The 24,968-nt window shown below is 66.8% G+C and carries 18 protein-coding genes, 1 pseudogene and 1 riboswitch; of the genes and pseudogenes, 13 read left to right on the plus strand and 6 right to left on the minus strand.

Annotated features, from left to right (window positions below):
- The first annotated feature begins 34 nt into the window (after positions 1-34).
- From soxB to ACVMIH_RS25085, 3 genes are all read left to right on the plus strand, one after another.
- Entirely contained in the window at positions 35-1,783 is a 1,749-nt protein-coding gene (gene soxB / locus ACVMIH_RS25075) for a thiosulfohydrolase SoxB (protein ID WP_076834894.1), read from the plus strand.
- A complete protein-coding gene (locus ACVMIH_RS25080; RefSeq protein ID WP_076834893.1) occupies positions 1,780-2,235 on the plus strand; it encodes a DsrE family protein in 456 nt (151 codons plus the stop codon). Before soxB ends, ACVMIH_RS25080 begins: the two co-directional genes overlap by 4 nt.
- A gap of 338 nt (positions 2,236-2,573) precedes the next feature.
- On the plus strand, positions 2,574-3,614 hold the full coding sequence (locus ACVMIH_RS25085; protein ID WP_076834892.1) for an MBL fold metallo-hydrolase: 1,041 nt from the start codon (positions 2,574-2,576) through the stop codon (positions 3,612-3,614).
- 168 nt (positions 3,615-3,782) lie between these two features.
- Here ACVMIH_RS25085 and ACVMIH_RS25090 read toward each other — a convergent pair whose 3' ends face one another.
- The 3 genes from ACVMIH_RS25090 to ACVMIH_RS25100 form a co-directional block, all read right to left on the minus strand.
- A complete protein-coding gene (locus ACVMIH_RS25090; protein ID WP_076834891.1) occupies positions 3,783-4,598 on the minus strand; it encodes an ABC transporter substrate-binding protein in 816 nt (271 codons plus the stop codon).
- Positions 4,599-4,798: 200 nt separating this feature from the next.
- A complete protein-coding gene (locus tag ACVMIH_RS25095; protein WP_076834890.1) occupies positions 4,799-5,572 on the minus strand; it encodes an ABC transporter ATP-binding protein in 774 nt (257 codons plus the stop codon).
- The gene (locus tag ACVMIH_RS25100; RefSeq protein WP_456863740.1) at positions 5,569-6,612 is read right to left on the minus strand and encodes a FecCD family ABC transporter permease; all 1,044 of its coding nucleotides are present in this window, start codon (positions 6,610-6,612) and stop codon (positions 5,569-5,571) included. The genes ACVMIH_RS25095 and ACVMIH_RS25100 overlap by 4 nt, the downstream gene beginning before the upstream one ends.
- A 112-nt stretch (positions 6,613-6,724) precedes the next feature.
- A riboswitch (cobalamin riboswitch) is annotated at positions 6,725-6,922 on the plus strand.
- A gap of 109 nt (positions 6,923-7,031) precedes the next feature.
- On the opposite strand from ACVMIH_RS25100, the gene ACVMIH_RS25105 reads away from it, so the two are divergent.
- The 3 genes from ACVMIH_RS25105 (at position 7,032) to ACVMIH_RS25115 (ending at position 10,781) form a co-directional block, all read left to right on the plus strand.
- Entirely contained in the window at positions 7,032-9,296 is a 2,265-nt protein-coding gene (locus tag ACVMIH_RS25105; RefSeq protein ID WP_456863743.1) for a TonB-dependent receptor, read from the plus strand.
- A gap of 112 nt (positions 9,297-9,408) precedes the next feature.
- Entirely contained in the window at positions 9,409-9,582 is a 174-nt protein-coding gene (locus ACVMIH_RS25110) for a hypothetical protein (RefSeq protein ID WP_456863746.1), read from the plus strand.
- Between the two features lie 206 nt (positions 9,583-9,788).
- The gene (locus tag ACVMIH_RS25115; RefSeq protein WP_456863749.1) at positions 9,789-10,781 is read left to right on the plus strand and encodes an ABC transporter substrate-binding protein; all 993 of its coding nucleotides are present in this window, start codon (positions 9,789-9,791) and stop codon (positions 10,779-10,781) included.
- Between the two features lie 18 nt (positions 10,782-10,799).
- Here ACVMIH_RS25115 and ACVMIH_RS25120 read toward each other — a convergent pair whose 3' ends face one another.
- Positions 10,800-12,047 carry an ATP-grasp domain-containing protein gene (locus ACVMIH_RS25120; protein ID WP_229192945.1) on the minus strand — a complete coding sequence of 416 codons (1,248 nt, stop codon included), beginning with the start codon at positions 12,045-12,047 and terminating at the stop codon, positions 10,800-10,802.
- Between the two features lie 226 nt (positions 12,048-12,273).
- Here ACVMIH_RS25120 and ACVMIH_RS25125 point away from each other — a divergent pair, with 226 nt between their 5' ends.
- A complete protein-coding gene (locus ACVMIH_RS25125; protein ID WP_456863752.1) occupies positions 12,274-13,512 on the plus strand; it encodes an MFS transporter in 1,239 nt (412 codons plus the stop codon).
- Positions 13,513-13,540: 28 nt separating this feature from the next.
- Here the strand turns inward: ACVMIH_RS25125 and ACVMIH_RS25130 are convergent, their stop codons facing one another.
- The gene (locus ACVMIH_RS25130; RefSeq protein ID WP_076834885.1) at positions 13,541-13,993 is read right to left on the minus strand and encodes a MarR family winged helix-turn-helix transcriptional regulator; all 453 of its coding nucleotides are present in this window, start codon (positions 13,991-13,993) and stop codon (positions 13,541-13,543) included.
- 76 nt (positions 13,994-14,069) lie between these two features.
- Here ACVMIH_RS25130 and ACVMIH_RS25135 point away from each other — a divergent pair.
- Both ACVMIH_RS25135 and ACVMIH_RS25140 read left to right on the plus strand, forming a co-directional pair.
- Positions 14,070-15,892: pseudogene (locus ACVMIH_RS25135) on the plus strand (chloride channel protein).
- Positions 15,893-16,248: 356 nt separating this feature from the next.
- Positions 16,249-17,967 carry an N-acyl-D-amino-acid deacylase family protein gene (locus tag ACVMIH_RS25140; protein ID WP_456863755.1) on the plus strand — a complete coding sequence of 573 codons (1,719 nt, stop codon included), beginning with the start codon at positions 16,249-16,251 and terminating at the stop codon, positions 17,965-17,967.
- Positions 17,968-18,191: 224 nt separating this feature from the next.
- Here ACVMIH_RS25140 and ACVMIH_RS25145 read toward each other — a convergent pair whose 3' ends face one another.
- On the minus strand, positions 18,192-19,520 hold the full coding sequence (locus ACVMIH_RS25145; RefSeq protein ID WP_456863758.1) for an MFS transporter: 1,329 nt from the start codon (positions 19,518-19,520) through the stop codon (positions 18,192-18,194).
- Positions 19,521-19,742: 222 nt separating this feature from the next.
- Here ACVMIH_RS25145 and ACVMIH_RS25150 point away from each other — a divergent pair, with 222 nt between their 5' ends.
- The 4 genes from ACVMIH_RS25150 to ACVMIH_RS25165 are packed head-to-tail and all read left to right on the plus strand — an operon-like array spanning position 19,743 to position 24,725.
- Positions 19,743-20,504, plus strand: coding sequence for a class I SAM-dependent methyltransferase (locus ACVMIH_RS25150; RefSeq protein ID WP_057021224.1), 762 nt, complete (start codon positions 19,743-19,745; stop codon positions 20,502-20,504).
- A 36-nt stretch (positions 20,505-20,540) separates the two neighbouring features.
- Positions 20,541-21,194: an ABC transporter ATP-binding protein gene (locus ACVMIH_RS25155; protein WP_057021223.1), complete on the plus strand. Its 654-nt coding sequence runs from the start codon at positions 20,541-20,543 to the stop codon at positions 21,192-21,194.
- On the plus strand, positions 21,191-23,650 hold the full coding sequence (locus ACVMIH_RS25160) for an FtsX-like permease family protein (protein WP_456854533.1): 2,460 nt from the start codon (positions 21,191-21,193) through the stop codon (positions 23,648-23,650). The genes ACVMIH_RS25155 and ACVMIH_RS25160 overlap by 4 nt, the downstream gene beginning before the upstream one ends.
- A complete protein-coding gene (locus tag ACVMIH_RS25165; RefSeq protein WP_253625300.1) occupies positions 23,640-24,725 on the plus strand; it encodes a lipocalin-like domain-containing protein in 1,086 nt (361 codons plus the stop codon). Before ACVMIH_RS25160 ends, ACVMIH_RS25165 begins: the two co-directional genes overlap by 11 nt.
- Positions 24,726-24,968 lie beyond the last annotated feature (243 nt).

The raw sequence follows: 24,968 nt of genomic DNA on the forward strand, positions 1-24,968 counted from the left end.
GAGCGCGCAGGCCAGGGGCCGCGCGGAGAGAATGATGATCATCCGCCGCCGGGAATTCCTGAAAGCTGCGGCCGCCGCAACGCTGACGGCCGGTCTGCCGCGCCTTGCGCGCAGCGCCGATACCGCCAGCGTCTACGACCTCGAGCGGTTCGGCAACGCCCGCATCCTGCACATGACCGATACGCATGCGCAGCTGAAGCCGGTGTTCTTCCGCGAGCCCGGCGTCAATCTCGGCGTCGGCGCGATGGCCGGCCAGCCGCCGCACCTCGTCGGCAAGGCCTTCCTCGACCGCTTCGGCATCCGGCCCGACAGCGCCGACGCCTATGCCTTCACCTGCGTCGAATTCGAGAAGGCCGCCGGCCGCTTCGGCCGGCTCGGCGGCTTCGCCCACCTGAAGACACTGGTCGACAAGCTGCGCGCCGATGTCGGCGAAAAGCGTTCGATCCTGCTCGACGGCGGCGACCTCTGGCAGGGCTCGGCGCTCGCCAACGCCATGAACGGCGCCGACATGGTGGAGGCCGCCAATCTGCTCGGCATCGAGGCGATGACCGGGCACTGGGAATTCACCTATGGCGAGCAGGTGCTGCGCGACAACCTCTCCCGCTTCAAGGGCGAGTTCCTGGCGCAGAACGTGTTCCTGACCGAGGAAGCCGCGTTCAACGACGCCAAGGCGTTCGACCCGGCTTCGGGACGGGTGTTCAAGCCGTCCTTCATCAAGGAGATCGGCGGCCATCGCGTTGCGATCATCGGCCAGGCCTTCCCCTACGTGCCGATCGCGCATCCGAAGCGCTTCACGCCGGACTGGAAGTTCGGCATCCGCGACGAGGAGCTGCAGAAGCTCGTCGACGGCCATCGCAACAACGACAAGGTCGAGGCGGTGATCCTGCTGTCGCATAACGGCATGGATGTCGACCTCAAGCTCGCCAGCCGCGTCACCGGCATCGACGTCATCCTCGGCGGGCACACCCACGACGCGATCCCGATCCCGATCACGGTGACCAATGCCGGCGGCGTCACGCTGGTGACCAATGCCGGCTCCAACGGCAAATTCATCGGCGTGCTCGATCTCGACCTTGCCAAGGGCAAGGTCGCCAATGTCCGCTACCGGCTGCTGCCGGTGTTCGCCGAACTGCTGAAGCCCGATCCTGCGATGCAGACGCTGATCGACAAGATGCGCGATCCGCATGCCGACGAATGGAACAACAAGCTGGCCTCGGCCGACCGGCTGCTCTACCGCCGCGGCAATTTCTCCGGCACCGTCGACCAGTTGATCTGCGATGCGCTGCTGAACGAGCTCGACGCCGAGATCGCGCTGTCGCCGGGCTTCCGCTGGGGCATCACCACGCTCGCCGGCCAGCCGCTGACCATGGAAGACGTGCTGTCGGAAACCGCGATCACCTATCCGGAGACCTACGTCGCCAAGATGACGGGCAGCCAGATCAAGGATGTGCTGGAAGACGTCTGCGACAATCTGTTCAACGTCGATCCCTATTATCAGCAGGGCGGCGACATGGTCCGCGTCGGCGGCCTCGCCTACACCTGCACGCCGGCCGAGACTGTCGGCAAGCGCATTTCCGAGTTGAAGCTTGGCAACGGCAAGCGTCTCGAAGCCGGCAAGCACTACAAGGTCGCAGGCTGGGCCTCGGTCAACCAGCAGAGCGGCGCGCCGATCTGGGATGTCGTCGCCAGGCACCTGCGCTCCGGCCGGCCGCCGAACCGCGACGAACCCGGCGTGACGCTGAAAGGCGTCGAGGACAACCCGGGCATCGCGAGGCACGGATGACGCGCCGCGCGCTGATCGCGGCATTCGGCCTTGCTGCGCTCGCGCTGGCGACGCCGCTCGCGCGTGCCCAGCAGGCGCCGTTGCAGGACAAGCCGTTCGCCGAGCACAAGGTCGTGCTGCAGCTCTCCGACAACGATCCGAGGAAGCAAGGCCTCGTCATCAGCGTCGCCAACAATCTGATGAAGCACTACGACCCCGACAAGGTCGCGGTCGAGATCGTCGCCTTCGGCCCGGGCATCGACCTGCTCAAGCCCGACAACCCGAACCGCAAGCTGGTCGAGAGCCTGGTCGCGCAGGGCGCGCGGGTCGACATCTGCCTCAACACCGTCGACACGATCGAACGCGACAGCGGCAAGCGGCCGGACTACATCGCCGTCGCCACCCCCGTGCAGGTCGGCGTCGCGCAGATCTTGCTGCTCACCGAGAACGGATACACGCTGGTCCGGCCGTAACGGCCCCGTCGTCATTGCGAGCCAACGGGTCGCGCGAACGCGCGCCCGCAGGAGCAGGCTGGAGTTACGTGCGGCCGTAACTTCGTCTCTTCCACGACCTCGATGCATATCCCGTCATCCTGAGGCGCGAGCGGAGCGAGCCTCGAAGGATGCACGGCCCAGATGCCTTGTCCCATTCGCGGAAAGACCCGGGCCGTCCACCCTTCGAGACGCGCGCAAGAGCGCGCTCCTCAGGGTGACGGGATCCGGCTGGGGTGGGGATGGATTTGCTTTGAACGGACCCTATCTATGGAATAATATCCTCCATGTGACTCGGCCCGGAGAATAGGTAAGCCGTCATGATCTTTCGCCAGCTCTTCGACAGCGTATCCGGAACCTACAGCTATCTGCTCGCGAGCCGCGCCGGCGGCGAGGCACTGATCCTCGATCCGGTGCTGGAGAAGGCCGATCGCTACTGCAAGCTGCTCCAGGAACTTGACCTCAGGCTGGTCAAGGCCGTCGATACGCACCTGCACGCCGATCATGTCACCGGCCTCGGCGAGCTGCGCGACCGCACCCAGTGCATCACCATCATGGGCGAGCAGAGCAAGGCCGACGTGGTGTCGATGCGCGTCTCCGACGGCGACAAGGTGACGATCGAGGGCCTTTGCCTCGAGGCGCTGTACACGCCCGGCCACACCGACGATTCCTACAGCTATCTGATGGGCGACCGCGTCTTCACCGGCGACACGCTGCTGATCCGCGGCACCGGCCGCACCGACTTCCAGAACGGCAGCGCGCGGGCGCAGTACGATTCGATCTTCAACCGGCTGCTGAAGCTGCCGGAGGAGACCATGGTGTTCCCCGCGCATGATTACAAGGGCGACACCGTCTCCACCATCGGCGAGGAGAAGCGCTACAATCCGCGGCTGCAGGTCAAATCGATCGACGACTATGTCGAGCTGATGAACAACCTCAATTTGCCGAACCCGAAGCTGATGGACGTCGTGGTGCCCGCCAACATGCATGTCGGCCTGCACCAGGACGAACTCGCCAAGGAAGGCCTCTCCCTCAGCGCGCGCGACGCCATCGCGAGTCTCGGCCGCCCCGATATCCTTCTGGTCGATTTGCGCGAGAGCGGCGAGCGGGCCAAGCACGGCACGCTCGCGGGCGCGCTGCACGCGCCCTATCCGGGGATTTGCGCCACCCTGCAGCCCGGCGGCATGCTGCGCGAGGTCGCCGCCGCAACCGGCCGCCGCGTCGTGTTCTTCTGCGCCTTCGGCGAGCGCTCGGCGATGGCGGTGGCCGCCGCGAAGAAGGCGGGACTGGCCAACACCGCGCATATCGATGGCGGCATCGATGCGTGGAAGAAGGCCGGCGGGCCGGTGGTGATGGGATAGTCTCATAACCCTTTAGCCCGCTCGCAAATATCTCACCGTCTGAGGTGCGAGCGAAGCGAGCCTCGAAGGGCGACGGCCACACTCCTTCCGCGAACTCCTGGAAGTATCCGGGCCGTGCATCCTTCGAGACGCGGCTTCGCCGCTCCTCAGGATGACGGGTTTGGAAGGTCACTGCGTCACTCGCTGCAACTCTTCCGTCAGGCGATCCAGCGCATCCGCCAGCATCACGCCGCCGCACACCGTGAGCCGCTCCGGCAGCACGATGCGCTTGCTTTGCGGATAGAAGCGCTCCAGCGCCGGATGCAGCAGGAAGGCGCGACCGTCATCCTCGGCGCGGTCGCCGGCTTCCGACACCAGGATGAAATCCGGCCGGAGTTTTACGATCGCCTCCAGCGAAGCAAACCCGCCTGCGCCGACGCCAAGTTCGCCGGCGGCGTTGGCGAGGCCGGCTGCCGCCAGCAGCGAGCTGACCAGGCTATGGTCGCCCGAGACAAAGCCGCGCCGCTCCAGCGGCAGCACGCGGTAATGATGCGCGCTTGCCGCCGCCCGCGCATGCGCGATCGTCGCATCGAGGCGCGCGATCTCGGCCTCCGCGCGATCGGGATGCTGCACCACATCGCCCATCGCGCGAATCTGGTCCTTCACCTCGTCCAGCGTGCGCGGCACGGTGAATTCGACGAGGTGCAGCCCGTGGGCCTTCAACAGATCGCGGGTCGCGCGCTTGTCGAACAGGCTGACCACGACGAGGTCGGGCTTGAGCAGCAGCACGTCCTCGGCCTCGCCGGACAGGCGCGGAAAGTTTCGCGCCTTCTCCGCGGCCCAGGATTGCCAGGCATCGCGCGAGAAGCGGCTGAGGCCGATAATCTGGTCCGGATCGGCCAGCGACAGCACGAGCTGGTCGCTGCAGACATTCATCGAGACGATGCGCGGTCCGGCGGCGAACGCGGCGCCGGCGGAAATAAGCCACAGCAGTATCGCGACCACCGCACCAAGATGAAGCGAAGCGAGATGGCTGCCACGCTGAAGGTGCGCCCCCTCTCCCGCTTGCGGGGGAGGGGTGGGGTGGGGGTTTCGCCGCGAGCCATATCGTGGAGAGAGCCCCCACCCGCTGCGCTCGTCGAGCGCAGCGACCTCCCCCGTAAGCGGGAGAGGTGAACTGAGCTTGTGGTGAGGCCGTGGCCACATCAGACGTCCGCCCACGGCACGATGACGGCTTCGCGCTGAAATTCGGCGCGATAGGCGCTGACCCGGAACACGCTGGCGAGGACGCTCTCCGACAGTGCCTCGACGGGCGCGCCTTGCGCTGCCAGCCGCCCCTCCGCGAGCACCAGCACATGATCGGCAAAGCGCGCGGCGAGTCCCAGGTCATGCGTCACCACGATCACCAGCACACCGGCATCGGCGACGTTGCGCAGCTTCTGCATCACGTCGATCTGGTGGCGTGGATCGAGCGAGGCGGTCGGCTCGTCGGCGAGGATCACCGGCGCCTCCACCGCGAGCACCCGGGCCAGCGCGACGCGGCTGCGCTCGCCGCCGGAGAGTTCGGTGACGCGGCGATCGCTGAACTCAGTGACGTCGACCGCCTGCATCGCGCGCAGCACCGCCTCCATATCCGTCTGCGACAGCCGCGCCGGATCGGTCGCGCCGTGCGGATAGCGGCCGAGCGCGACGATGTCGCGCGCCGGCAGCGGCCAGTGCACCATGTGCCCCTGCGGCAGGTAGGCAAAACGTTTCGCACGCTCGCGCAGCGGCAGCGACGCCAGCGGATCGCCGCCGATCCGGATCTCGCCGCCCGACGGAATCAGCCCGGAGAGTGCGCGCAGCAGCGTGGTCTTGCCGGCGCCGTTCGGCCCGACCAGCGCGACCAGATGGCCCGATGGCAACGACAGCGAGACATCGTGCAGCACCTTGCGGCTGCCGAGCGAGGCATTGAGAGCGGCGGCGGAGAGCAGCGTCATGCCACGCCTCCGCCGAGCGCGCGGCGTTCGCGCATGATCAGATAGAGGAAGAACGGCACGCCGATGATCGAGGTCAGCACGCCGACCTTGATGTCGGAGGTCGAGGGAATGATGCGCACCGCGATGTCGGCCGCGAGCAGCAACGCCGAGCCGGTGAGCGCACTGGGCACCAAGAGCCGCGCCGGATCGTGACCGATCACGGGACGCATCAGATGCGGCGCAACCAGGCCGATGAAGCCGATCGTGCCGGTGACTGCGACCGCGCCGCCGACGCCAAGCGCCACGCCCGTGATCACGAAGAGCCGCAACCGCCCGACGTCGACGCCGAGGCTCTGCGCCGCCTCCTCGCCAAGCGTCAGCGCGCGGAAGGCGCTCGCCTGGCTGAGCAGGATGGCGGCGCCCGCGACGATGAAGGGCAGCGCCAGCGCCACGTGCTGGAAGCTGCGGTCCTCCAGCGAGCCGAGCAGCCAGAACGCGATCTCCAGCACCACAAACGGATTGCTCGAGAGATTCATCACCAGTGCGGTCGCGGCTCCCGCAAAGCTCGAGATCGCGAGCCCAGCGAGGATCAGGATCAACAGCCCGGCATTGCGGCCGGCGATCGCAAGCAGCGCGAACACCGAGCCGAAGGCGGCGATGATCGCCACCACCGGCAGCGCGTAGGAGCGCACATCGGCGAGGCCCAGCGCGATCACCAGCACCGCGCCGAACGCCGCCGATTGCGGCGCGCCGAATAGCGACGGCGAGGCCAGCGGATTGCGCAGCAGCCCTTGCAGCGCCGCACCGGACAGCCCGAGAATGCCGCCGATCGCAAATGCCAGGATGGTGCGCGGCAGGCGGATCTCGCGCACGATCACCTGCGCCACATCGCTGCCGCCGCCGAACAGCGCCTCGATCACCGCGAGCGGCGACAGCCGCACCGGCCCGATGCCGAGCGAGAACACACACAGCAGGACCACGAGCGCGAGCAGCGCCGCCGTGGCGCCCCACCGGCGCCGCGCCGCGACCTCGGCCGCCAAGGCAAAATCCTGCGCGCTCATCGGATCCATGCTCTTACAGCGATCGCCGTGGCAGACAAGCGACACTCGACAAAAACCGTGGCCGCGCGGCCGCCGCCCGACTTCCGCCGGATTGACTTTGCTACCCGGCCGAACCCTAGATGAACATGACGGTTCTTTCATGAGATGAAAAGGGAATGCGGTACGGGGAAACTTCCCCAACGCCGCGGCTGCCCCCGCAACTGTATGCGGTGAATCCTTCGTCACAGGCCACTGGGAATCTCGGTCCTGGGAAGGCGACGAAGGGTAACGACCCGCGAGCCAGGAGACCTGCCGTCAGCCGTGGTCACACGCGATGCTGCCGGTCGGGGAGTACAGGCATGAGCTTCACCTGATGCTGTGAGCACGATGGTGAGACTGGTTCGCGGTGACGTGCCACTGACGTTGCCGAGGCCTTGCTTATGTTCTCCTTCCCTTTCCATCGGCGGCGCCGCGCGCTTCTGCTCGCGTCGACGATGATCGCGCCGGCGATCCTTGTCTCCGCAGCGCGGGCGCAGCAGGCACCCGCTCCCGATCAGCTGCCGGCGATCGAAGTCACCAAGCCGGGCGACCAGAACGTCACGCGCGCCAGGCCGGCCGCTGACGAAGCGCCGGCGCCGCGACGCCCGGCGCCGGGCACCTCGCAAGGCAACAATACAGGCAGCGGAGCCGGATCGGGCACGACAGGGACCGGCGTGGCCACCGGAACGGGCGGCACCGGCGGCCGCCAGTTCGCCGGCATTGTCGGCTCCTCCTCGGCCGTGATCACCGCCGACGACATCGCGCATTCGCCGGTGCAGTCGTTACCCGAGATCCTCGCGCAGGTGCCGGGCGTGCAGCTGCAAACGCCCTATGGCGGACCGAACGGCGCCAAGACGTCGGTCGACCTGCGCGGCTTCGGCGCATTCGCGACCGACAATACCCTTTTCCTGCTCAACGGCCGCCGCCTCAACGACGTCGACAAGGCCGGCTTCGACCTCACCACGATTCCGCTCGATTCGATCGAGCGCATCGAGATCACGCGCGGCAACAGCGGCGCGGTGCTCTACGGCGACAACGCGGTGGGCGGCGTCGTCAACATCATCACCAAGACCGGCGTCGGCGGCCCGCCGACGACGATGCGGGCCGAGGCCGGAGTTGGCTCGTTCAACACCCGCATGGCCGCGGTCTCCGCGGCGCTCAATTCCGGCCCGTGGTCCACCTCGTTCTACGGCAACGGCATCAAGTCGGACGGCTACCGCGTCAACAATGCGCTCGACCAGCGCAACGCCGTCGGCAACATCAACTACACGACGCCTGATCTCACCGCCTTCCTGACCGTCACCGGCAGCGACCAGAAGCTCGGCCTACCCGGCGGACGGCTGGTCGATCCGTCGATCGGCGTGAACGAGCTGCTCACCGATCGCCGCGGCGCCGCGACGCCCTTCGACTATGCCAACCAGCAGACCGCCAGCGTCACCGCCGGCTTCACCAAGACGCTGATGAACGGCGTCGACCTCATCGTCGACGGCGGCTGGCGGCAGCGCGAGACGCAGAGCGGCTTCTTCGGCACGATGCCGACCATCAGCTTCGCTTCGACCTACAATGATGCCGCGCTGCAGACCTGGTCGCTGACGCCGCGGCTCAGCGTCAAGAATGTGATGCTGGGCATGCCGTCGACAATCCTGACCGGCATCGACTATTACGATTCGACCTTCCGCGAGGCGCGCGGCGCCTATCAGGGCGTCGACCCGTTCCACATCTACAATATCGAGCAGCAGAGCGTGGCCGGCTATTGGCAACATACGCTGGGCCTGTTGCCAACGACCGACATCTCCTACGGCGCGCGCGTCCAGAATACCAGCATCTCGGCGCGCGATCGCTACGACCCGAATGCGCCGTTCGCGTTCGACACGCAGGCGGCACCGCTCGACAGCAACGAGACGCAATACGCCCTGCATGTCGGCGCCGAGCATCGCCTGACCGACACCTTCTCGGTGTTCGGCCGCGCGGCGCGCGCGTTCCGCACGCCCGATGTCGACGAGCGCGTCGCATCCGGACCGTCGTTCGATCCGCTGACCTTCGCCCCGATCCCGCAGAATTTCCAGCTCAAGACCCAGACATCGCAGGACGTCGAGGGCGGCTTCCGGGTCAAGACCAACCTGTTTCAGGTCCAGACCAGCGTCTATCTGATGGATCTCGAGAACGAGATCCATTTCAACCCGGTGCTGTTCTTCAACACCAACCTCGACCCCACCCGCCGCTATGGCTCGGAAACCAGTGCCTCGCTCAAGTTCAGCGATACGGTGACCCTGCGCGGCGGCATGGCGATCACCCGCGCGGTGTTCCGCGAAGGCGTCTGGACCGGCAACGACGTGCCGCTGGTGTCGCGCTACACCGGCAATCTCGGCGTCACCTGGAATATCTGGCAGAACTACCTGGTGTTCGACGCCACGGTGCGGGCCTGGAGCTCGCGCATCATGGACAACGACCAGGCCAACACCCAGAGCCGGATTCCCGGCAACGCCACCGCCGATATCAAGCTGAGCGGGCAAGTTGACCGCTTCTTCTGGTCACTAAGCGTGAACAACCTGTTCAACGCGCTCTATTACGACTACGCCATCGCGAGCACGTTCACCGAAGGCCGCTTCTCGGCCTATCCGCTGCCCGGCCGCACCTACATGGTAAAGGCCGGCGCGACGTTCTAGAGCGTGAACCGGTGGGGCGGGTCTGCCCCGCCGCACCGTCCCCGAACATTACAAACGCACCGAAACTGGGGTAGAGTTCCGGCAGCTGATTTGACCCGCGCAGGGGAAACGCATGGCCAAGGCCGGGAAGCAGACCAAGGGCGGCACGAAGACCAAAGACAAGACCGACGACAAGGCGAAGAAACCTCCGCCACCCGCAGCGCTACAGGACGATGATTATTACGAGGACGGCGATATCGCCACACCGAAGCTCGACCGCTACGGCAATGATGACGAGCCGTTGTGAGGCCCGGCGAATATCGATCCACAGATCCTGCGCGCAGTCGCGCGCGGCGGCCTCGTAGCTCGCGAGCTACCGAGCCCGGCTCGTCGTCGCCAAGCAGACATTAGGTCGCAGCGAGGTCATCGGCCGGACCACCCTTCCGGATTGGTTGCCCACCCCCTGGATGCTAGGCTTCGCATGGACGCTGGGTCCTTGCTGGGGGCGGTGCCATGAGGTTTGCGAAGGCGGTGCTCACGGTCTTCTGCATGATCGCGTCGATGTGCGACCCGTCCGATGCGCAACAGGCCCCCAGGAAAGTAGGAATCCTCGTCAACGGCAGCCCGTCGCCGCTGTTCGACTCCATCAAGAAGAACCTTCTGAGCGACTTCGCCGAGCGCGGCTATCTCGAAGGACGCGACATCGTCATCGAGCCGCGATTTGCCGAATCGAAGCTCGAGCGCCTTCCCGGTCTCGCCTCGGAGCTGGTTGGCGCGAATGTGGATGTCATCCTCGCACTCGGTGGCCCGGCGTCGGTCGCGTCGCAGAAGGCCACGTCGACGATCCCGGTGATCTTTGCGATCGTGACCGATCCGGTCGCGTTGAAGCTTGTCGCCTCGATGGAAAAACCGGGAGGCAATGTCACAGGCCTCACCAACCTCGATCCGCAGCAGGCCAGCGACCAGTTCAAGCTTCTGAAGGAGGCATTCCCCGGGATCACGCGCGTTGCGATTCTCAGTGATAAAACGATCCCCGGCGCGGATGAACGCGGGCTCGCCCCGATTGACCGCGCCAACGAGGCCGCAGCCAAGGCCCAGGGGCTGGAGCCGCAAATCGTGAAGGTCAAGGGTGCGGACGATCTGGAGGCCGCGATTGCCGGGATGGCAAAGGAGCGCGCGGAGGCGCTGCTGGTCCTTGAAGTGCCGGTGCCCTGGAGCAATCGAAAACGAGTCGGTGAACTGGCCATCAAGAACCGCTTGCCGGCAATGTTTCCCGGCGGCCAGGCGGACGCGGGCGGGGTGATTACTTATGGGGCCAACGTCGCCGATACATGGCGCGAGTTTGCGACATTCGCCGACAAGATTTTCAAGGGCGCGAAGCCGGGCGACCTGCCAGTCGGCGTCGTCACCAAGCGAGAGCTGATATTCAATCTCCAGGCGGCCCAGGCCGTGGGCGTCGAGATTCCACCGGAGCTCTTGAAGCGCGCAGACAAGATCGTGCGGTGAATTCGCGCTGGAGGGATACTAGCGGAAATCGCCATTCTCGATCGCCTTGATGCTGCCGCGATCGAGCAGATGCGCGCCAAAGCCGCCGCGCGCCAGCGATGAGGCGATCTGCGGTGATGCCAGCAGCAGCACTGTCGTCATCGCAAGCGGCACGGCGCTGAGCCAGTCGAGCCGCACCGGCGTCAGCTCTTCGCTGCTTCCCCGATAGTGCCCTTCGCCCGCGGCGATGCGGCCGCATTCCCGGATCAGGTCACGCCGCGTGCCATCGCGCGACGCACTGCCGAGCAGCGCCTGCATCGCCAGATGCGTCCGCACCCCGGCGCGCCCCTCGGCCAGCGGCGCCGGCGTTTCGCCGCGCGAGACGCGCAGCAGCAGATCGACCAGATCGACGCCCGACTGAAAGGCGTTCATCGGCTCGACCAGCCGTGGGTTGCAGTCGATCAGCAGCGGCGTCGCGCTGTCGAGCGGCATGATGACGTCGACCGAGAGCGCACCGTGCCAACCAAGATGCGCGCCGATGGTCTCGAGGCCGGCGCGGATCGCCGGCCGGCTCACGCTCTCCTTGATCGCCTCGCCGCCGCCGACACCGGCCGCAATCTGGCGGTAGGCATGGAAGCCGACGAGCGTGCCGTGGCAGAACACCGACTGCGCCTTCTCGACCGTGCCGGTGACCAGATCCTGCGCCAGCACCTCGCCGGCAAAATCGCCTGAGGATTCGAGGTCGTAGAGCGCGCGATTGAGATCACCAGCGTCGCGCACGAACCAGACACCGCGGCTGGCGGTGCCGACCGACGTTTTGACAACGGAGGGAAACCGCACCGCCTCGCGCAGCTCCTCGGCCGAGTTCACGATCCGGGTCGGCGGCTGCGGCAGGCCGAGCCGGTCGAGCAGGCGGCTGAACCCGGCCTTGCTGTGCACGGCGCGATAGCTGGCGAAATCCGGCAGCGCGAGGCCGGTACGTGAGGCCAGCCCCGCCGCGGCGCGGGCGAACAGAAATCCCTGTTCATGGGTCGGCAGCAGCACATCGAAATGCCGCGAGGCCAACAGGCGCTCGACGAAGCGCAGGAAGCCGGCCGGATCCGACCGCAGCGGCGGACAATGGTGGTATTTGCGGACAAAGCGCGAGTAGCGCGCCAGGCACCAGCGCGAGGGGTCGCAAACCTCGACGTGATGGCCGGCCAGTCCGAGGATCGTGATCGCCTCGCGGCCGGAGGTGCTGGAGCCCTCCGACACCAGCACGCGGAGCTGCTTTTTGGCGTCGATCATGGCCGATCATCGCCGTGCCGCCGTGCTTTGTCGCCGCATTTAATGCCGCATGTGTCGATCCGGCACGCCCGCGCCGGGGGCAGCCATGCGCCCGCGTTCATAGACAATTAGCGGCCAATCTCTATTTTCGGCGGGCCCTGCCGGGCATTTTGTTTGACGCGTTTTCTTCACGCGAACCGGTACCCACTTCGCTTGAAAACGCTATGGAACTGGGGTTTTCGACGACATGGTCGACGTTCTGGCCGCACCGCAGCAAGCGAAAGCCGACAGTGCGCTGCGCACGCTGACGGGGATTTCGGTCGCCCATTGGGTCAGCCATTTCCATATCTTCGTGCTGCCGATGCTGTTCCCGTTCCTGAAGCAGCAGCTCGGCGTCGGCTATGTCGAGCTCGGCCTCGCGCTGACGGTGTTCGCAGTGGTCTCCGGGCTGACCCAGGCGCCGATCGGCTACCTCGCCGACCACATCGGCGCGCGCAAGATCCTCCTCATCGGGCTGACGGTCGGCGGTTGCGCGCTGATCGGGCTCGGCCTGCATCTCAGCTATACCTCGCTGATCGTCTGCGCGGTGCTGCTGGGCCTCGCCAACAGCGTCTATCATCCGGCTGACTACGCGATCCTCTCGGCGCATATGGACGAGGCGCGGATGGGCCGCGCCTTCTCGATCCACACCTTCGCCGGATTCCTCGGCGGCGCGGTTGCGCCCGCGATCATGGCGGCGCTCGTGGCCTCGATCGGCGGCCTCGGCGCGCTGATCGTCGCCGGCGCGGTCGGGCCGCTGGTGGCGCTGTTCCTGATCGTGCTCGGCATTCCCGATGCCGGCGCCAACAAGAACAAGGCAAAGGAGGGCGCCGCGCCGAAGGCGAGCGTGATCACGCCGGCGCTGATGGTGCTGACGGCCTTCTTCACGCTGCTCAGCCTGTCGACCTCGGGCATCAACAATTTCGGCGTGGTCGCACTGATGGGCGGCTACGGCGCGTCGTTCTCGACGGCCAATATCGCGCTGACCGCATTCCTCGGCGCCAGCGCGGCCGGCGTGCTCGCCGGCGGCTACCTCGCCGACTGGACCCACCGCCACAGCCAGGTCGCCGCGGGCTGCTTCGCGGTCAATGCCGCCCTTGTGCTGCTGATTGCGCTGCTCGACCTGCCGCCGGTGGCGCTCACGCTGACGATGGGGCTCGCCGGATTCCTCGGCGGGGTGATCGCGCCGTCCCGCGACATGATGGTGCGCAACGCGGCGCCGCCCGGCGCCGCCGGCCGCGCCTTCGGCATCGTCTCCACCGGCTTCAACTTCGGCGGCATCGTGAGCCCGCTGCTGTTCGGCTGGATCATGGACCAGCACATGCCGCACTGGGTGTTCGGCGCCTCCGTGGTCTTCATGGTGCTGACCGTGCTGCTTGCCCTCGTCACCGAGCGCAAGCCACACGCTTCGGCGTATCAGGCAGAGACGGCGAGCCCGCGCGCCTGAAACGCGAAACGTTGCGCACGCAGCGCGCTCACTCCGACCGTCGCGACAGCACCTGCTTCAGGAGCGGCTCGATGCGCGACAGCTCATCGAGATGGACCGCCGACAATTCGGCGAGATGATCGGCCGCAAGGCCGGTTAATTTCAGCAGCACTCGCCGCTGGTCGGCGGGATCGAGCACGCGCTCGACCAGCCCGGCCTCGGACAGCCGGTCGACCAGTTCGACCGTGGTGTGGTGACGAAGCCGCAGCCGTTCGGCCAGATCACCGACCGCAACCGGCCCGCCGCCCGGATACCCCCGGATCGCCAGCAATGCCTGATGCTGCCGCGGTGTCAGGCCTGCGGCCTTCGCGGCGTCCTGGCTGAACTCCAGAAACCGGCGGATCAGATAGCGAAATTGCGACAGCGTTTCGTAATCGCCCTGGCTGGGAACCCGCTTCTGGTCCTGCCTCGGCGATTTCGACGGTGCTTTCAACGCTGCCATTCGATGTCTCCCGCTTGTAATTATATCGCAATGCGATATGACGCCGCGTCCACTTCACCCGAGCCTTACGCCACCAATGAGCGTCATTTCCACCAAATCGAGCGTCTCCGCCACGAACACCGCCCCAAACACTGCCAAAATCGGCGAGAAGGCCAGCCACCTCCTGAGCGACTTCACGACCGATCCGCGCGTCGTGGTGATCTCGGCGATCGCCGTGTTTGTCTCCGCCGCAGGCGTGCTGGCCGGGGCGGGACTGCTGCAGCTGATCAAGCTTGCCACCAACATCGCCTATTTCGGCCAGTTCAGCTTCGCCGACCTGAAATTGCAGGATTCGCCGCTCGGGCTCTGGACCGTGCTGGTGCCGGTCGCGGGCTCGCTCATCATCGGGCTGATGGCGCGTTTCGGCAGCGAGAAGATCCGCGGCCACGGCATCCCGGAAGCCATCGAGGCCATCCTGCTCGGCCGTTCCCGGCTCGACCCCAAGGTGGCGATCCTGAAGCCGTTGTCGTCGGCGGTGTCGATCGGCACCGGCGGCCCGTTCGGCGCCGAGGGCCCGATCATCATGACCGGCGGCGCGATCGGCTCGCTGATCGCGCAGATGCTCCCGGTCAGCGACAACGAGCGCAAGACCCTGCTGGTGGCGGGCGCCGCCGCCGGAATGACCACGGTGTTCGGAACGCCGATCGCCGCGATCATGCTCGCGGTCGAACTGCTGCTGTTCGAATGGACGCCGCGCAGCTTCATTCCCGTCACCGTCGCCGCCGTGGTGGCGGCGGTCGGACGCACCTTCCTGCAAATGCCCGCGCCGCTGTTTCCGTTCACCGGCGGCGTCGACATTTCGGTGCTGCAGCTCGGCGCCTGGATGCTGATCGGGATCCTCTCCGGGCTGCTGTCGGGCGTGCTCACCCAGCTGGTCTATGGCTGCGAGGACATCTTCCTCAAGCTGCCGATCCACTGGATGTGGTGGCCGCTGATCGGCGGCCTGGTGGTCGGCCTCGGCGGCTTGATCGAGCCGCAGGCGCTCGGCGTCGGCTATGACAACCTCGCGTCGATGCTGCAAGGCGATGTGGTGCTGAAGGCCGCGCTGCTGCTGCTCGTGGTGAAAGCCGTGATCTGGTCGGTCGCGCTCGGCTCGGGTACGTCGGGCGGCGTGCTGGCGGCCGCTGCTCATCATGGGCGGCGCGATGGGAACGGCGCTGAGCGGCTATCTGCCTGAAGCGAGCCCCGGCTTCTGGGCGTTGCTGGCGATGGCGGCGACAATGGGCGGCACGATGCGCTCGCCGCTGACCGCGACCTTCTTCGCCGTCGAACTCACCGGCAACACCCATGTGCTGCTGCCGCTGATCGCAGCCTGCGGCACCGCGCACGGCGTCACGGTGCTTTTGATGCGGCGCTCGATCCTGACCGAGAAGGTGGCTCGGCGCGGCCATCATCTGGTGCGCGAGTACCGTGTCGATCCGTTCGCGCTGACCCGCGTGCGCGACGTCATGACCAAGGCGGTCGAGACCGTCGCCGACACCATGACGCTGCACGGCGCGGCCGCCTTCCTGACCAACCCGAAGACCGGTCACCCCAGCTTTCCCGTCGTCGACGCCAACCATCACGTGCTCGGCGTGATCGACCCGCCGTCCGTGCTGCGCTGGCGCCGCGCCGGCAAGCATCGCACCGCGACGCTCAGGCAGCTGCTGGCCGGCAGCAAGATCACCGTCGCCTATCCCGACGAATATCTCGACCGGCTCGCCGACCGCCTGATGCAGGTCAACGTCTCGCATCTGCCTGTGATCTCGCGCGAGGAATCAGCGCCTCGTCGGCTATATCGGCTGGAAGGACCTGATGCGCGTCCGCGCCAGGCTGCAGGCCGAGGAGACCCAGAAGACGGCGTTCTTCGGCGCGCGATAGCGCAATACGAGTTCATTTCGAATCGAGCCGCGGACTCCGTTTCACCTCGCCCCGCGTGCGGGGAGAGGTCGGAACGCATCGTTAGATGCGTTCCGGGTGAGGGGGAGCTTCCACAAACGCAGCTATCACCGCTTATGCGGAGACAGCCCCTCACCCCAACCCTCTCCCCGTGAGTACGGGGAGAGGGAGCGCAGCGCCGCCTGCCGTCGAGGAACAAATTTCCGTCGGGCGGCAACGTTCGATCCCAGCTGGCAAATCAGCATCAGCGCATCCCAGAGCTTCATCGGCGCTGGTTGACAGCATCGGGGGCTGACCCATGATGCCGTCAACCAAAAACAGCCTCGGGATGAAATGCCATGACCTCGACCCCAGACCTCGTGATCCGCGGCGGCACCATCGCCGACGGCAAGGGCGGCGACCTCTATGAAGCCGATGTCGCGATCACAGGCGGCAAGATCACCGAAGTCGGCAAGGTCTCGGCAAAGGGCAAGGAAGAGATCGACGCCCGCGGCAAGCTGGTGGCGCCCGGCTTCGTCGACGTCCACACCCATTACGACGGCCAGGTGACCTGGAGCCAGGACATCACGCCGTCGTCGCAGAACGGCGTCACCACGGCGATCATGGGCAATTGCGGCGTCGGCTTCGCGCCGTGCCGGCCGAGCGACCACACCAGGCTGATCCAGCTGATGGAAGGCGTCGAAGACATTCCGGAGCCGGTGCTCTCCGCCGGCATTCCCTGGGCGTGGGAGAGCTTCCCCGACTACATGGAGTGGCTGTCGAAGCGCAATTTCGACATGGACATCGGCGCGCAGCTGCCGCATGCCGCGCTGCGGGTCTATGTGATGGGCGAGCGCGGCGCGCGCCGCGATCCCGCAACGGCCGAGGACAACAAGGCGATGGCGGCGCTCGCCGGCGACGCGGTGCGGGCGGGCGCGCTGGGTTTCTCGACCTCGCGCACGCTCAATCACCGCACCTCGACCGGCGACTACACGCCGACGCTGAAAGCCGGCGAGGATGAACTGACCGCGATCGCCGGCGCGATGCACGGCGTCGGCCGCAGCGTGCTGCAATTCGTGCTCGACCAGAGCACCGTGCACGAGGACCTGCCGATGATGCTGCGGGTCGCCGAGAACACAAGGTGCCCGATCTCGTTCTCGGTCGCCCAGGCCGACAAGGCGCCGCGACGCTGGCGGCAGACCATGGACACCATCAATGAAGCCGCCGCCCGCGGCCTGTCGATCACGACCCAGATCGCGGCGCGGCCGGTCGGGCTGCTGCTCGGGCTCGAATTGTCGCGCAATCCGTTCCAGACCCATCCGAGCTATCGCGAGATCGCCAAATTGCCGCTGGCCGAGCGGCTCGCGCATCTGCGCCGGCCCGAGGTGCGCGCGGCGATCCTGAGCGAGAGCGCGACGGCGACCGACGATCCGTTGTTCTTCCGGCCGAACTACGACAAGATGTATCTCTTGGGTAATCCGCCGAACTATGAGCAGCCGCCGGAAAACGCGCTCGGGCCGCAGGCGCGGCGCCAGGGCCGTCAGCCGGAAGAGCTTGCCTATGACGCGATGCTGACCGACGAGGGTCGCGGTATGCTCTATGTGCCGTTCCTGAATTACGCCGACGGCAATCTCGACGCCGTGCATGAGATGCTGCGCGAGCCCAGTGCCGTGCCCGGCCTGTCCGACGGCGGCGCGCATTGCGGCATCATCTGCGATGCCAGCTTCCCGACCTATCTCTTGACGCACTGGACGCGCGACCGCAGCCGCGGCGAGAAGCTCTCGATCCCGTTCGTGGTCGCGGCGCAGTCGCGCAAGACCGCGCTGTCGGTCGGTCTGTATGATCGCGGGGTGATCGCTCCTGGCTTCAAGGCCGATGTCAACGTGATCGATTACGACCGGCTGCATTTGCACCCTCCGAAGGTGCATTACGACCTGCCGGTCGGCGGCCGCCGCCTCCTGCAGCAGGTCGACGGCTATGACGCCACCATCGTGTCGGGCATCGTGACCCAGCGCGAGGGCAACGCCACCGGCGCACGCCCGGGCAAGCTCGTCCGCGGCGCGCAGGGGATGAATTGAGAGACGCAGCGATCCGGGCTACAGGACTCCCGCCTCTCCCCTTGTGTGAGAGGCCGGATCGCATGCAGCGGAGCGCAATGCGATCCGGGTGAGGGGTTGCGGTCTCTCGAGGGACGGAGCTCGCGGAGGCAGACCCCTCACCCGGATTTCCCGCTGACGCGCGAAATCCGGCCTCTCCCACAAGGGGAGAGGCGAAGTGGAGCGAGTTGCCAGAGGTGCGCCCCTTACGTCGGCGACATCGCGCCTTTGATCGTGCCTGCCGGCTGCGACGTGCCGGTCAGGCGCGCCCGCTCGGTGTTCGGCCACAGCAGCAGCAATCCGAGCAGGCCGGAGCCGGCCATGATCGCCGCGTTGATGGTGAAGCCGGACATGTAGCCGGCCATCGGCGTGGCCGCGTGCTGGATCACATTGCCCATCACCATCGGCGCCAGGATGCCCGAGATCGTGTAGAGCGCGCCGTAGATCGCGATGATCGCGCCGCGCTGCGACACCGGCGTGAACTCGCCGAGCATCGGCGGGCACACCACGTAGATCGAGCCGCACAGGCCGGAGCCGATCACCAGCAGCGCGATCATGATCCCGCCGGGCGGCGCATAGGGCAGCATCGCAAGGATGGCGCCGCCGAAGATCAGCGGCACCGAGCCGAGCACGCCGCGCGCACCGCGGGTGGTGAAGCCGCGCGTCAGCATCAGCTGCGAGATCCAGCCGGTCAGCAGCACGATCGTCGCGCCGAAGATCCAGGGCAGGATCGAGACGAAGCCGGCCTGGTGCTGCGAGAAGCCGAGCCCCTCGATGATGAAGGACGTGAACCAGGTGAGCCCGAGCGACAGCGCCCAATAGGCGCCGAAGGTTGCTACCACGCAGCCGATGAAGGTGCGCGAGGTCAACAGCTTCCAATACGGAATCCGCGGCTCGTCGGCCGCCACGGCAGACGTCGACACCAGCGGCCCTTCCTTGCCGAGCGCGAACCAGGCGACCGCCCAGATCAGGCCGACGATGCCGAGCGCGCCGAAGGCGTGATGCCAGCTGTGATTGACGATGATCCAGTTCAGCGCGGGCACCGCGAGGATCACGCCGAACGCGGAGCCCTGCGACAGGATCGCGGTCGGCAGCGTACGCTTCTCGTCCGGAAACCATTTGTAGATCGCGTGCGCCGCGACCGAGAACGCCGGCCCCTCGCCGGCGCCGAGGATGATGCGGCAGATCACCAGCGTCGTGAAGCTGACGGTGCCGACCATCGGAAATTGCGCCAGCGACCAGATCACCGCCAGGATCAGCAGCACCCAGCGGGTGGCGACGCGGTTGACGATGAAGCCGACCACGATCGCCGAGATCGAGAACAAGAGGAAGAATGACGAGCCGAGATCGCCGAACTGCTCCTGGGTGAGGCCCATTTCCTTCTTGATCGGCACGCCGGCGAGCCCGACCACGATCTTGTCGGCAAAGTTCACCACCATGAACAGGAATAGAAGGAAGGTGATTTGCCAGGCGCCCTTCGGCGTCCCCTTTGACAGCCCCTCTGACGTCCTCTTGGACGTCGCTTGCGTCGTCATGTCCGGCTCCCCGTCGTTTCGTTTTGGCTTCGTAAATCGGCCCCGTCCGGCGATGCTAGCCACGCCTCGCCGTGCAACGCAACACCGCATTTCCTCGGGGTTGTGCGCCCCGGAGCGCTTCTAACGGCCCGATCACGATCGCGTCGGTCGCGCCAGTGGAGCGGTGAACTGTCATGTCCCGACTGCTATGTTCAGGGCCAACGAAAAGCCCGGGGTTATTTCATGAACAGATTGATCCTACGTGCCACCGCTTGCGCTGCACTTATGTCCGCCGCGCTGCTTGCCGCGCCTCAAGTCCGCGCGGAAGACGCCGCCAATCCCGACTACGCCGCGATCGTCGCCGCACCCGATCGCAGCGATGCGGATCGCCAGGTCGACCAGCGCCGGCAGCCGGCCAAGATGCTCACCTTTGCCGGCGTCAAGCCGGGTATGACGATCCTCGACATGGCGGCGAGCGCCGGCTACAGCACCGAACTGTTGGCGCGCACCGTCGCCCCGTCGGGCAAGGTCTACGCACAGGATTCCGCGACAGTGCTCGAGCGCTTCGTCAAGGACAAGTTCGACACCCGCGCCAAGGCGCCGGCGATGAAGAACGTGGTCCATGTGGTGCGGGACTATGACGACCCGATCCCGCCCGAGGTCAAGGACCTCGACATGATCACCTTCTTCTTTTTCTATCACGACATCACCTATCTGCCTGTCGACCGCGCCGCGATGAACAAGAAGATGTTCGCCGCGCTCAAGCCGGGCGGCTTGCTCGTGATCGCGGATCACTCGGCCAAGACGGGCGCAGGCACCGGTGTCGCCAAGACGCTGCACCGGATCGAGGAGAGCACCTTGAAGCAGGAGATCGAGGCGGCGGGCTTCAAGCTGGTGGCCGAGGGCGATTTCCTGCATCATGCGGAGGACCCCAAGGACATTCCCGTCTTCAAGGCACCGGTGCCGATCGACGAGTTCGTCCTGAAATACCAGAAGCCGCAATGAGGCCCAGCCATCGCTTCATCTGACCAGACCGCCGCGGTGCTTCGCGTCACCGGCCTGACCAAGAGTTACCGTTCTGCCGGCGAAGACGTCGCTGTGCTGCGCGGCGTCGACCTTGCCGTTGCGACCGGCGAGAGCGTGGCGCTATCAGGCGAATCCGGCAGCGGCAAGAGCACGCTGTTGCATCTGATCGCGGGGCTCGATGCCGCCGATAGCGGCGAGATCGCCCTCGCCGACACCGTCGTCTCCCACCTCAGCGACGCCGGTCGTGCCGAATTGCGCCGCAACCGGCTCGGCCTCGTGTTCCAGCAGTTCAATTTGATCCCGAGCCTGACGGTCGCGGACAATCTCGTGTTTCAGTCGCGCATCGCCGGACGGCATGACGCGGCCTGGCACGACGAACTGGTCGAGCGCCTTGGGCTGAAGCAGCTGCTGAAGCGCTATCCCGAGCAACTGTCCGGCGGCCAGCAGCAGCGCGTGGCGATCGGCCGCGCGCTGGCGCCAAAGCCGCTGTTGCTGCTCGCCGACGAGCCGACCGGCAATCTCGACGAGGACACTGCCGACGAGGTGCTGGCACTGGCACGCGATCTGGTGACCCGCACCGGCTGCGGCTTCCTGATGGTCACGCACAGCGCGCGGCTCGCCGCGACGCTCGACCGCCAGGTCACCCTGCATGCCGGGATCGTCGCATGAGGCGCGCGCTGTGGATCCTCGCGGTGCTGCTCAGCCACTGGCGGCGGCATCCGATGCAGCTCGCAACGCTCTTGATCGGACTGATCTCGGCCACCGCGCTGTGGAGCGGCGTGCAGGCGCTGAACCAGCAGGCCCGCATCGCTTATGATCGCGCCGCCGCGACCTTCGGCGGGTCGCGGACTGCAATGCTGGTCGCCAGGGACAGCGCGACCTTCCCGCAAACATTGTTCGTCGATCTGCGCCGTGCCGGCTGGCCGGTGTCGCCGATGCTGGAGGGCCGGGTCCAGATCGACGGGCGCAGCTTCCGCCTGCTCGGCGTCGAGCCGGTGACGCTGCCGTCCGAGGTCGGCAACGCGCCGGCGGTCGGACGCGGCAGCCTGCAGTCCTTCGTCACGCCGCCGGGCGAAATGCTGGTGGCAGGCGAAACGCTGCGCGATCTCGGCCTCAAGGAAGGCGAGCGGCCGCAGGCCAACGGCATGAGCTTGCCGCCGCTGCGCGTGCAGGCCGAGCTCGCGCCCGGCGCGCTGATCGTCGATATCGGCATCGCGCAGGACATCTTGAAGATGCCCGGCCAGGTCTCCCGCCTGCTGGTCGGCACGTCCAAAGCGCCGCACACAGCGTTCGAAAACGTGGCGGGTGACAAGCTCCGCCTGGTCGAGCCGAGCGCGGAGAGCGACCTCGAACGCCTCACCGACAGCTTTCATCTCAACCTCACCGCGTTCGGCCTGCTGTCGTTCTTCGTCGGCCTGTTCATCGTCAACTCCGCGATCGGCCTCGCCTTCGAGCAGCGGCTGCCGATGCTGCGCACGCTGCGCGCCTGCGGCGTCTCGGCGCGAATGCTCAACACCGTGCTGGTGATCGAGCTGGTGTCACTGGCGCTGGTCGCCGGCCTCATCGGCCTCGTCTGCGGCTACTTCATCGCGGCTGCCTTGCTGCCGGATGTCGCGGCCTCGCTGCGCGGGCTCTATGGCGCGCAGATTCCCGGACAGCTTTCGCTCAAACCCGTCTGGTGGTTCGCCGGCATCGCCATCAGCATTCTGGGCGCGCTCGCCGCGGCGGCCGCGAGCCTTGCCAAGGCGATCCGGATGCCGGTGCTGGCGACGGCGCAGCCGCAGGCCTGGCAGCAGGCGCAGCGGCGCTGGCTGCTGCTCCAGAGCGCGGCGGCACTCGCGGTGTTCGCGGTCGCCGCGGGCCTGATCTGGTTCGGCGATTCCCTGATCGCGGGCTTTGCCGTGCTCGCCGCGCTGATGCTCGGCGCGGCGCTGATCCTGCCGATGGTCCTGCAGATTGCGCTGGCCTTCGGGCAGCGCAGCGCGCGGGCGCCGGTCGGCATCTGGTTCTGGGCCGACAGCCGCCAGCAATTGTCGGGACTGTCGCTGGCGCTGATGGCGCTGCTGCTTGCGCTCGCGGTCAATGTCGGCGTCGGCACCATGGTGGAAAGTTTCAACCGCACCTTCCTGGTCTGGCTCGACGGAAGGCTCGCCGCCGACGTTTACATCAGCGCCGCCAGCGATCAGCAGGCAAAGGAGATCAAGGCCTGGCTGCGCGATCGGCCCGAGGTTCAGGCCATCCTGCCCGGCGGCCGCGCCGACACCCAGCTCGACGGCGCGCCGATCGAGGTGCTCGGCCTGCCCGACCACGCCACCTATCACGACAGCTGGCCGTTGCTCGAAAGCGTCGCAAATGCGTGGGTTCGGCTGCGGCCCGGCGACACCTGCCTCGTCAGCGAGCAGCTGTCGCGGCGGATGAAGCTGGCGATCGGCGATCATGTCGAGGTACCCGCCCCCGGCGGCAACTGGCCGCTCGAGATCGTCGGCATCTATGCCGATTACGGCAACCCCAAGGGCCAGATCGCGGTCAACTTCGCCGCGCTGACCCGGCGCTTCCCGCAGACACCAATGACACGGATGGGCCTCCGCGTGGCACCGGATAAGATCGCACCGCTGATCACCGCGCTACAGGAGAAATTCGGTCTCGATGATCGCAACATCGCCGACCAGGCCAGGATGAAAACGGAATCGAAGCGGGTCTTCAACCGCACCTTCTCGGTGACCGCCGCGCTCAACGCCTTCACGCTCGGCGTCGCCGGCATTGCGCTTTTGACCAGCCTGCTCACGCTGGCCAATTCGCGGCTGCCGCAGCTGGCGCCGCTGTGGGCGATCGGCCTGACCCGGCGGCGGCTCGCCGCGCTCGAACTGTTGAAGACCATGGCGGTCGCGCTGATCACCGCGCTGTTTGCGCTGCCGCTCGGCCTGCTGGTGGCGTGGTGCCTGCTTGCGATCGTCAACGTCAAGGCGTTCGGCTGGCGGCTGCCGTTCCACATTTTCCCGCTGCAGCTGATCGAGCTGCTCGCGGTGGCGCTGGCCGCCGCATTCTGTGCCGCGGCGCTTCCGGTCGCGAGGCTGGCGCGCATGCAGCCCGCCAGCCTGATCAGGATCTTTGTCAATGAGCGCTAGCGGCACCATCACCCGTCGCGCCTTTGCCGGCGGTGCGCTGGGGCTGGCGCTCGGCGGCAAGACGTTCGCGCAGGGCTTCGCCGGGCTCGGCGAGACCGCGGAAGGATTTGCCGCCGTCACGCCGGGCAAGCCATTCACGTTCCCCGCGGACCACGGCCCGCATCCGGAATTCCGGATCGAATGGTGGTACGTGACCGCCAACCTGTCCGACACGAGCGGCGCGGCCTATGGCGCGCAATGGACGCTGTTCCGCCAGGCGATGAAAGCGGGCGGACCGGCCGAGGGCTGGGCCAATCAGCAGCTCTGGATGGGCCACGCCGCCGTGACCAGCGCCGGCACGCACCGCTTCAGCGAAACCTTTGCCCGCGGCGGCGTCGGGCAGGCCGCTGTCGAAGCCACGCCGTTCCGCGCCTGGATCGACGCCTGGGAGCTGCGCGGGCGCGACGCGTTCGATGCTCAGCGCGTCGCACCGCTCGAGCTCAAGGCCTCCGCCGCCGACTTCAGCACCGCGCTGCGGCTCGAGGCCGACCGCGCGCTGGTGCTGCAGGGCGACCGCGGCTACAGCCGCAAGTCGGATCGCGGGCAAGCCTCCTATTACTACAGCCAGCCGTTCTACAAGGCGTCCGGCCGCATCGTAATCGACGACAGACCGGTCGACGTCACGGGCTCGGCGTGGATGGATCGCGAATGGAGCAGCCAGCCATTGGCGGCCGATCAGACCGGCTGGGACTGGTTCTCGCTGCATCTGCCCGGCGACGAGAAGCTGATGCTGTACCGGCTGCGCCAGAAGGACGGCCGCGAAAACCTGTTCGGCAACTGGATCACGCCGGACGGCCGCTCGGCCGAGATCGCCGCCAGCGGCAACAGCATCGCGCCGCTCGCGACCACCGAGATCGACGGCCGCAAGCTGCCGACGTCATGGCGCGTCAGCCTGCCCGCACGCGGCCTTGCCATCGAGACCACGCCGCTCAATGCACGGAGCTGGATGGGAACCAGCTTCCCGTACTGGGAAGGCCCGATCCGCTTCTCAGGCAGCCACGCCGGAATCGGCTATCTTGAGATGACGGGGTACTAGGACGTGACGGAATTGGTCCGAATGGGGCCGCGGCATAACTGTGCTCCCTCGCCCCGTTCTTACGGGGAGAGGGTTGGGGTGAGGGGCCGTCCCCGCGTACTCGGTGACAGTTGGTCTCGCCGAGGTCCCCCCTCACCCGGAACGCATCTGACGATGCGTTCCGACCTCTCCCCGCGCGCGAGGAGAGGTAAAGCAAGGCCGCATGTCACACCGGGCTTCGCTGTCCCGTCATGACATCGGGGC

The organism is Bradyrhizobium sp. USDA 4503 (assembly GCF_054055815.1).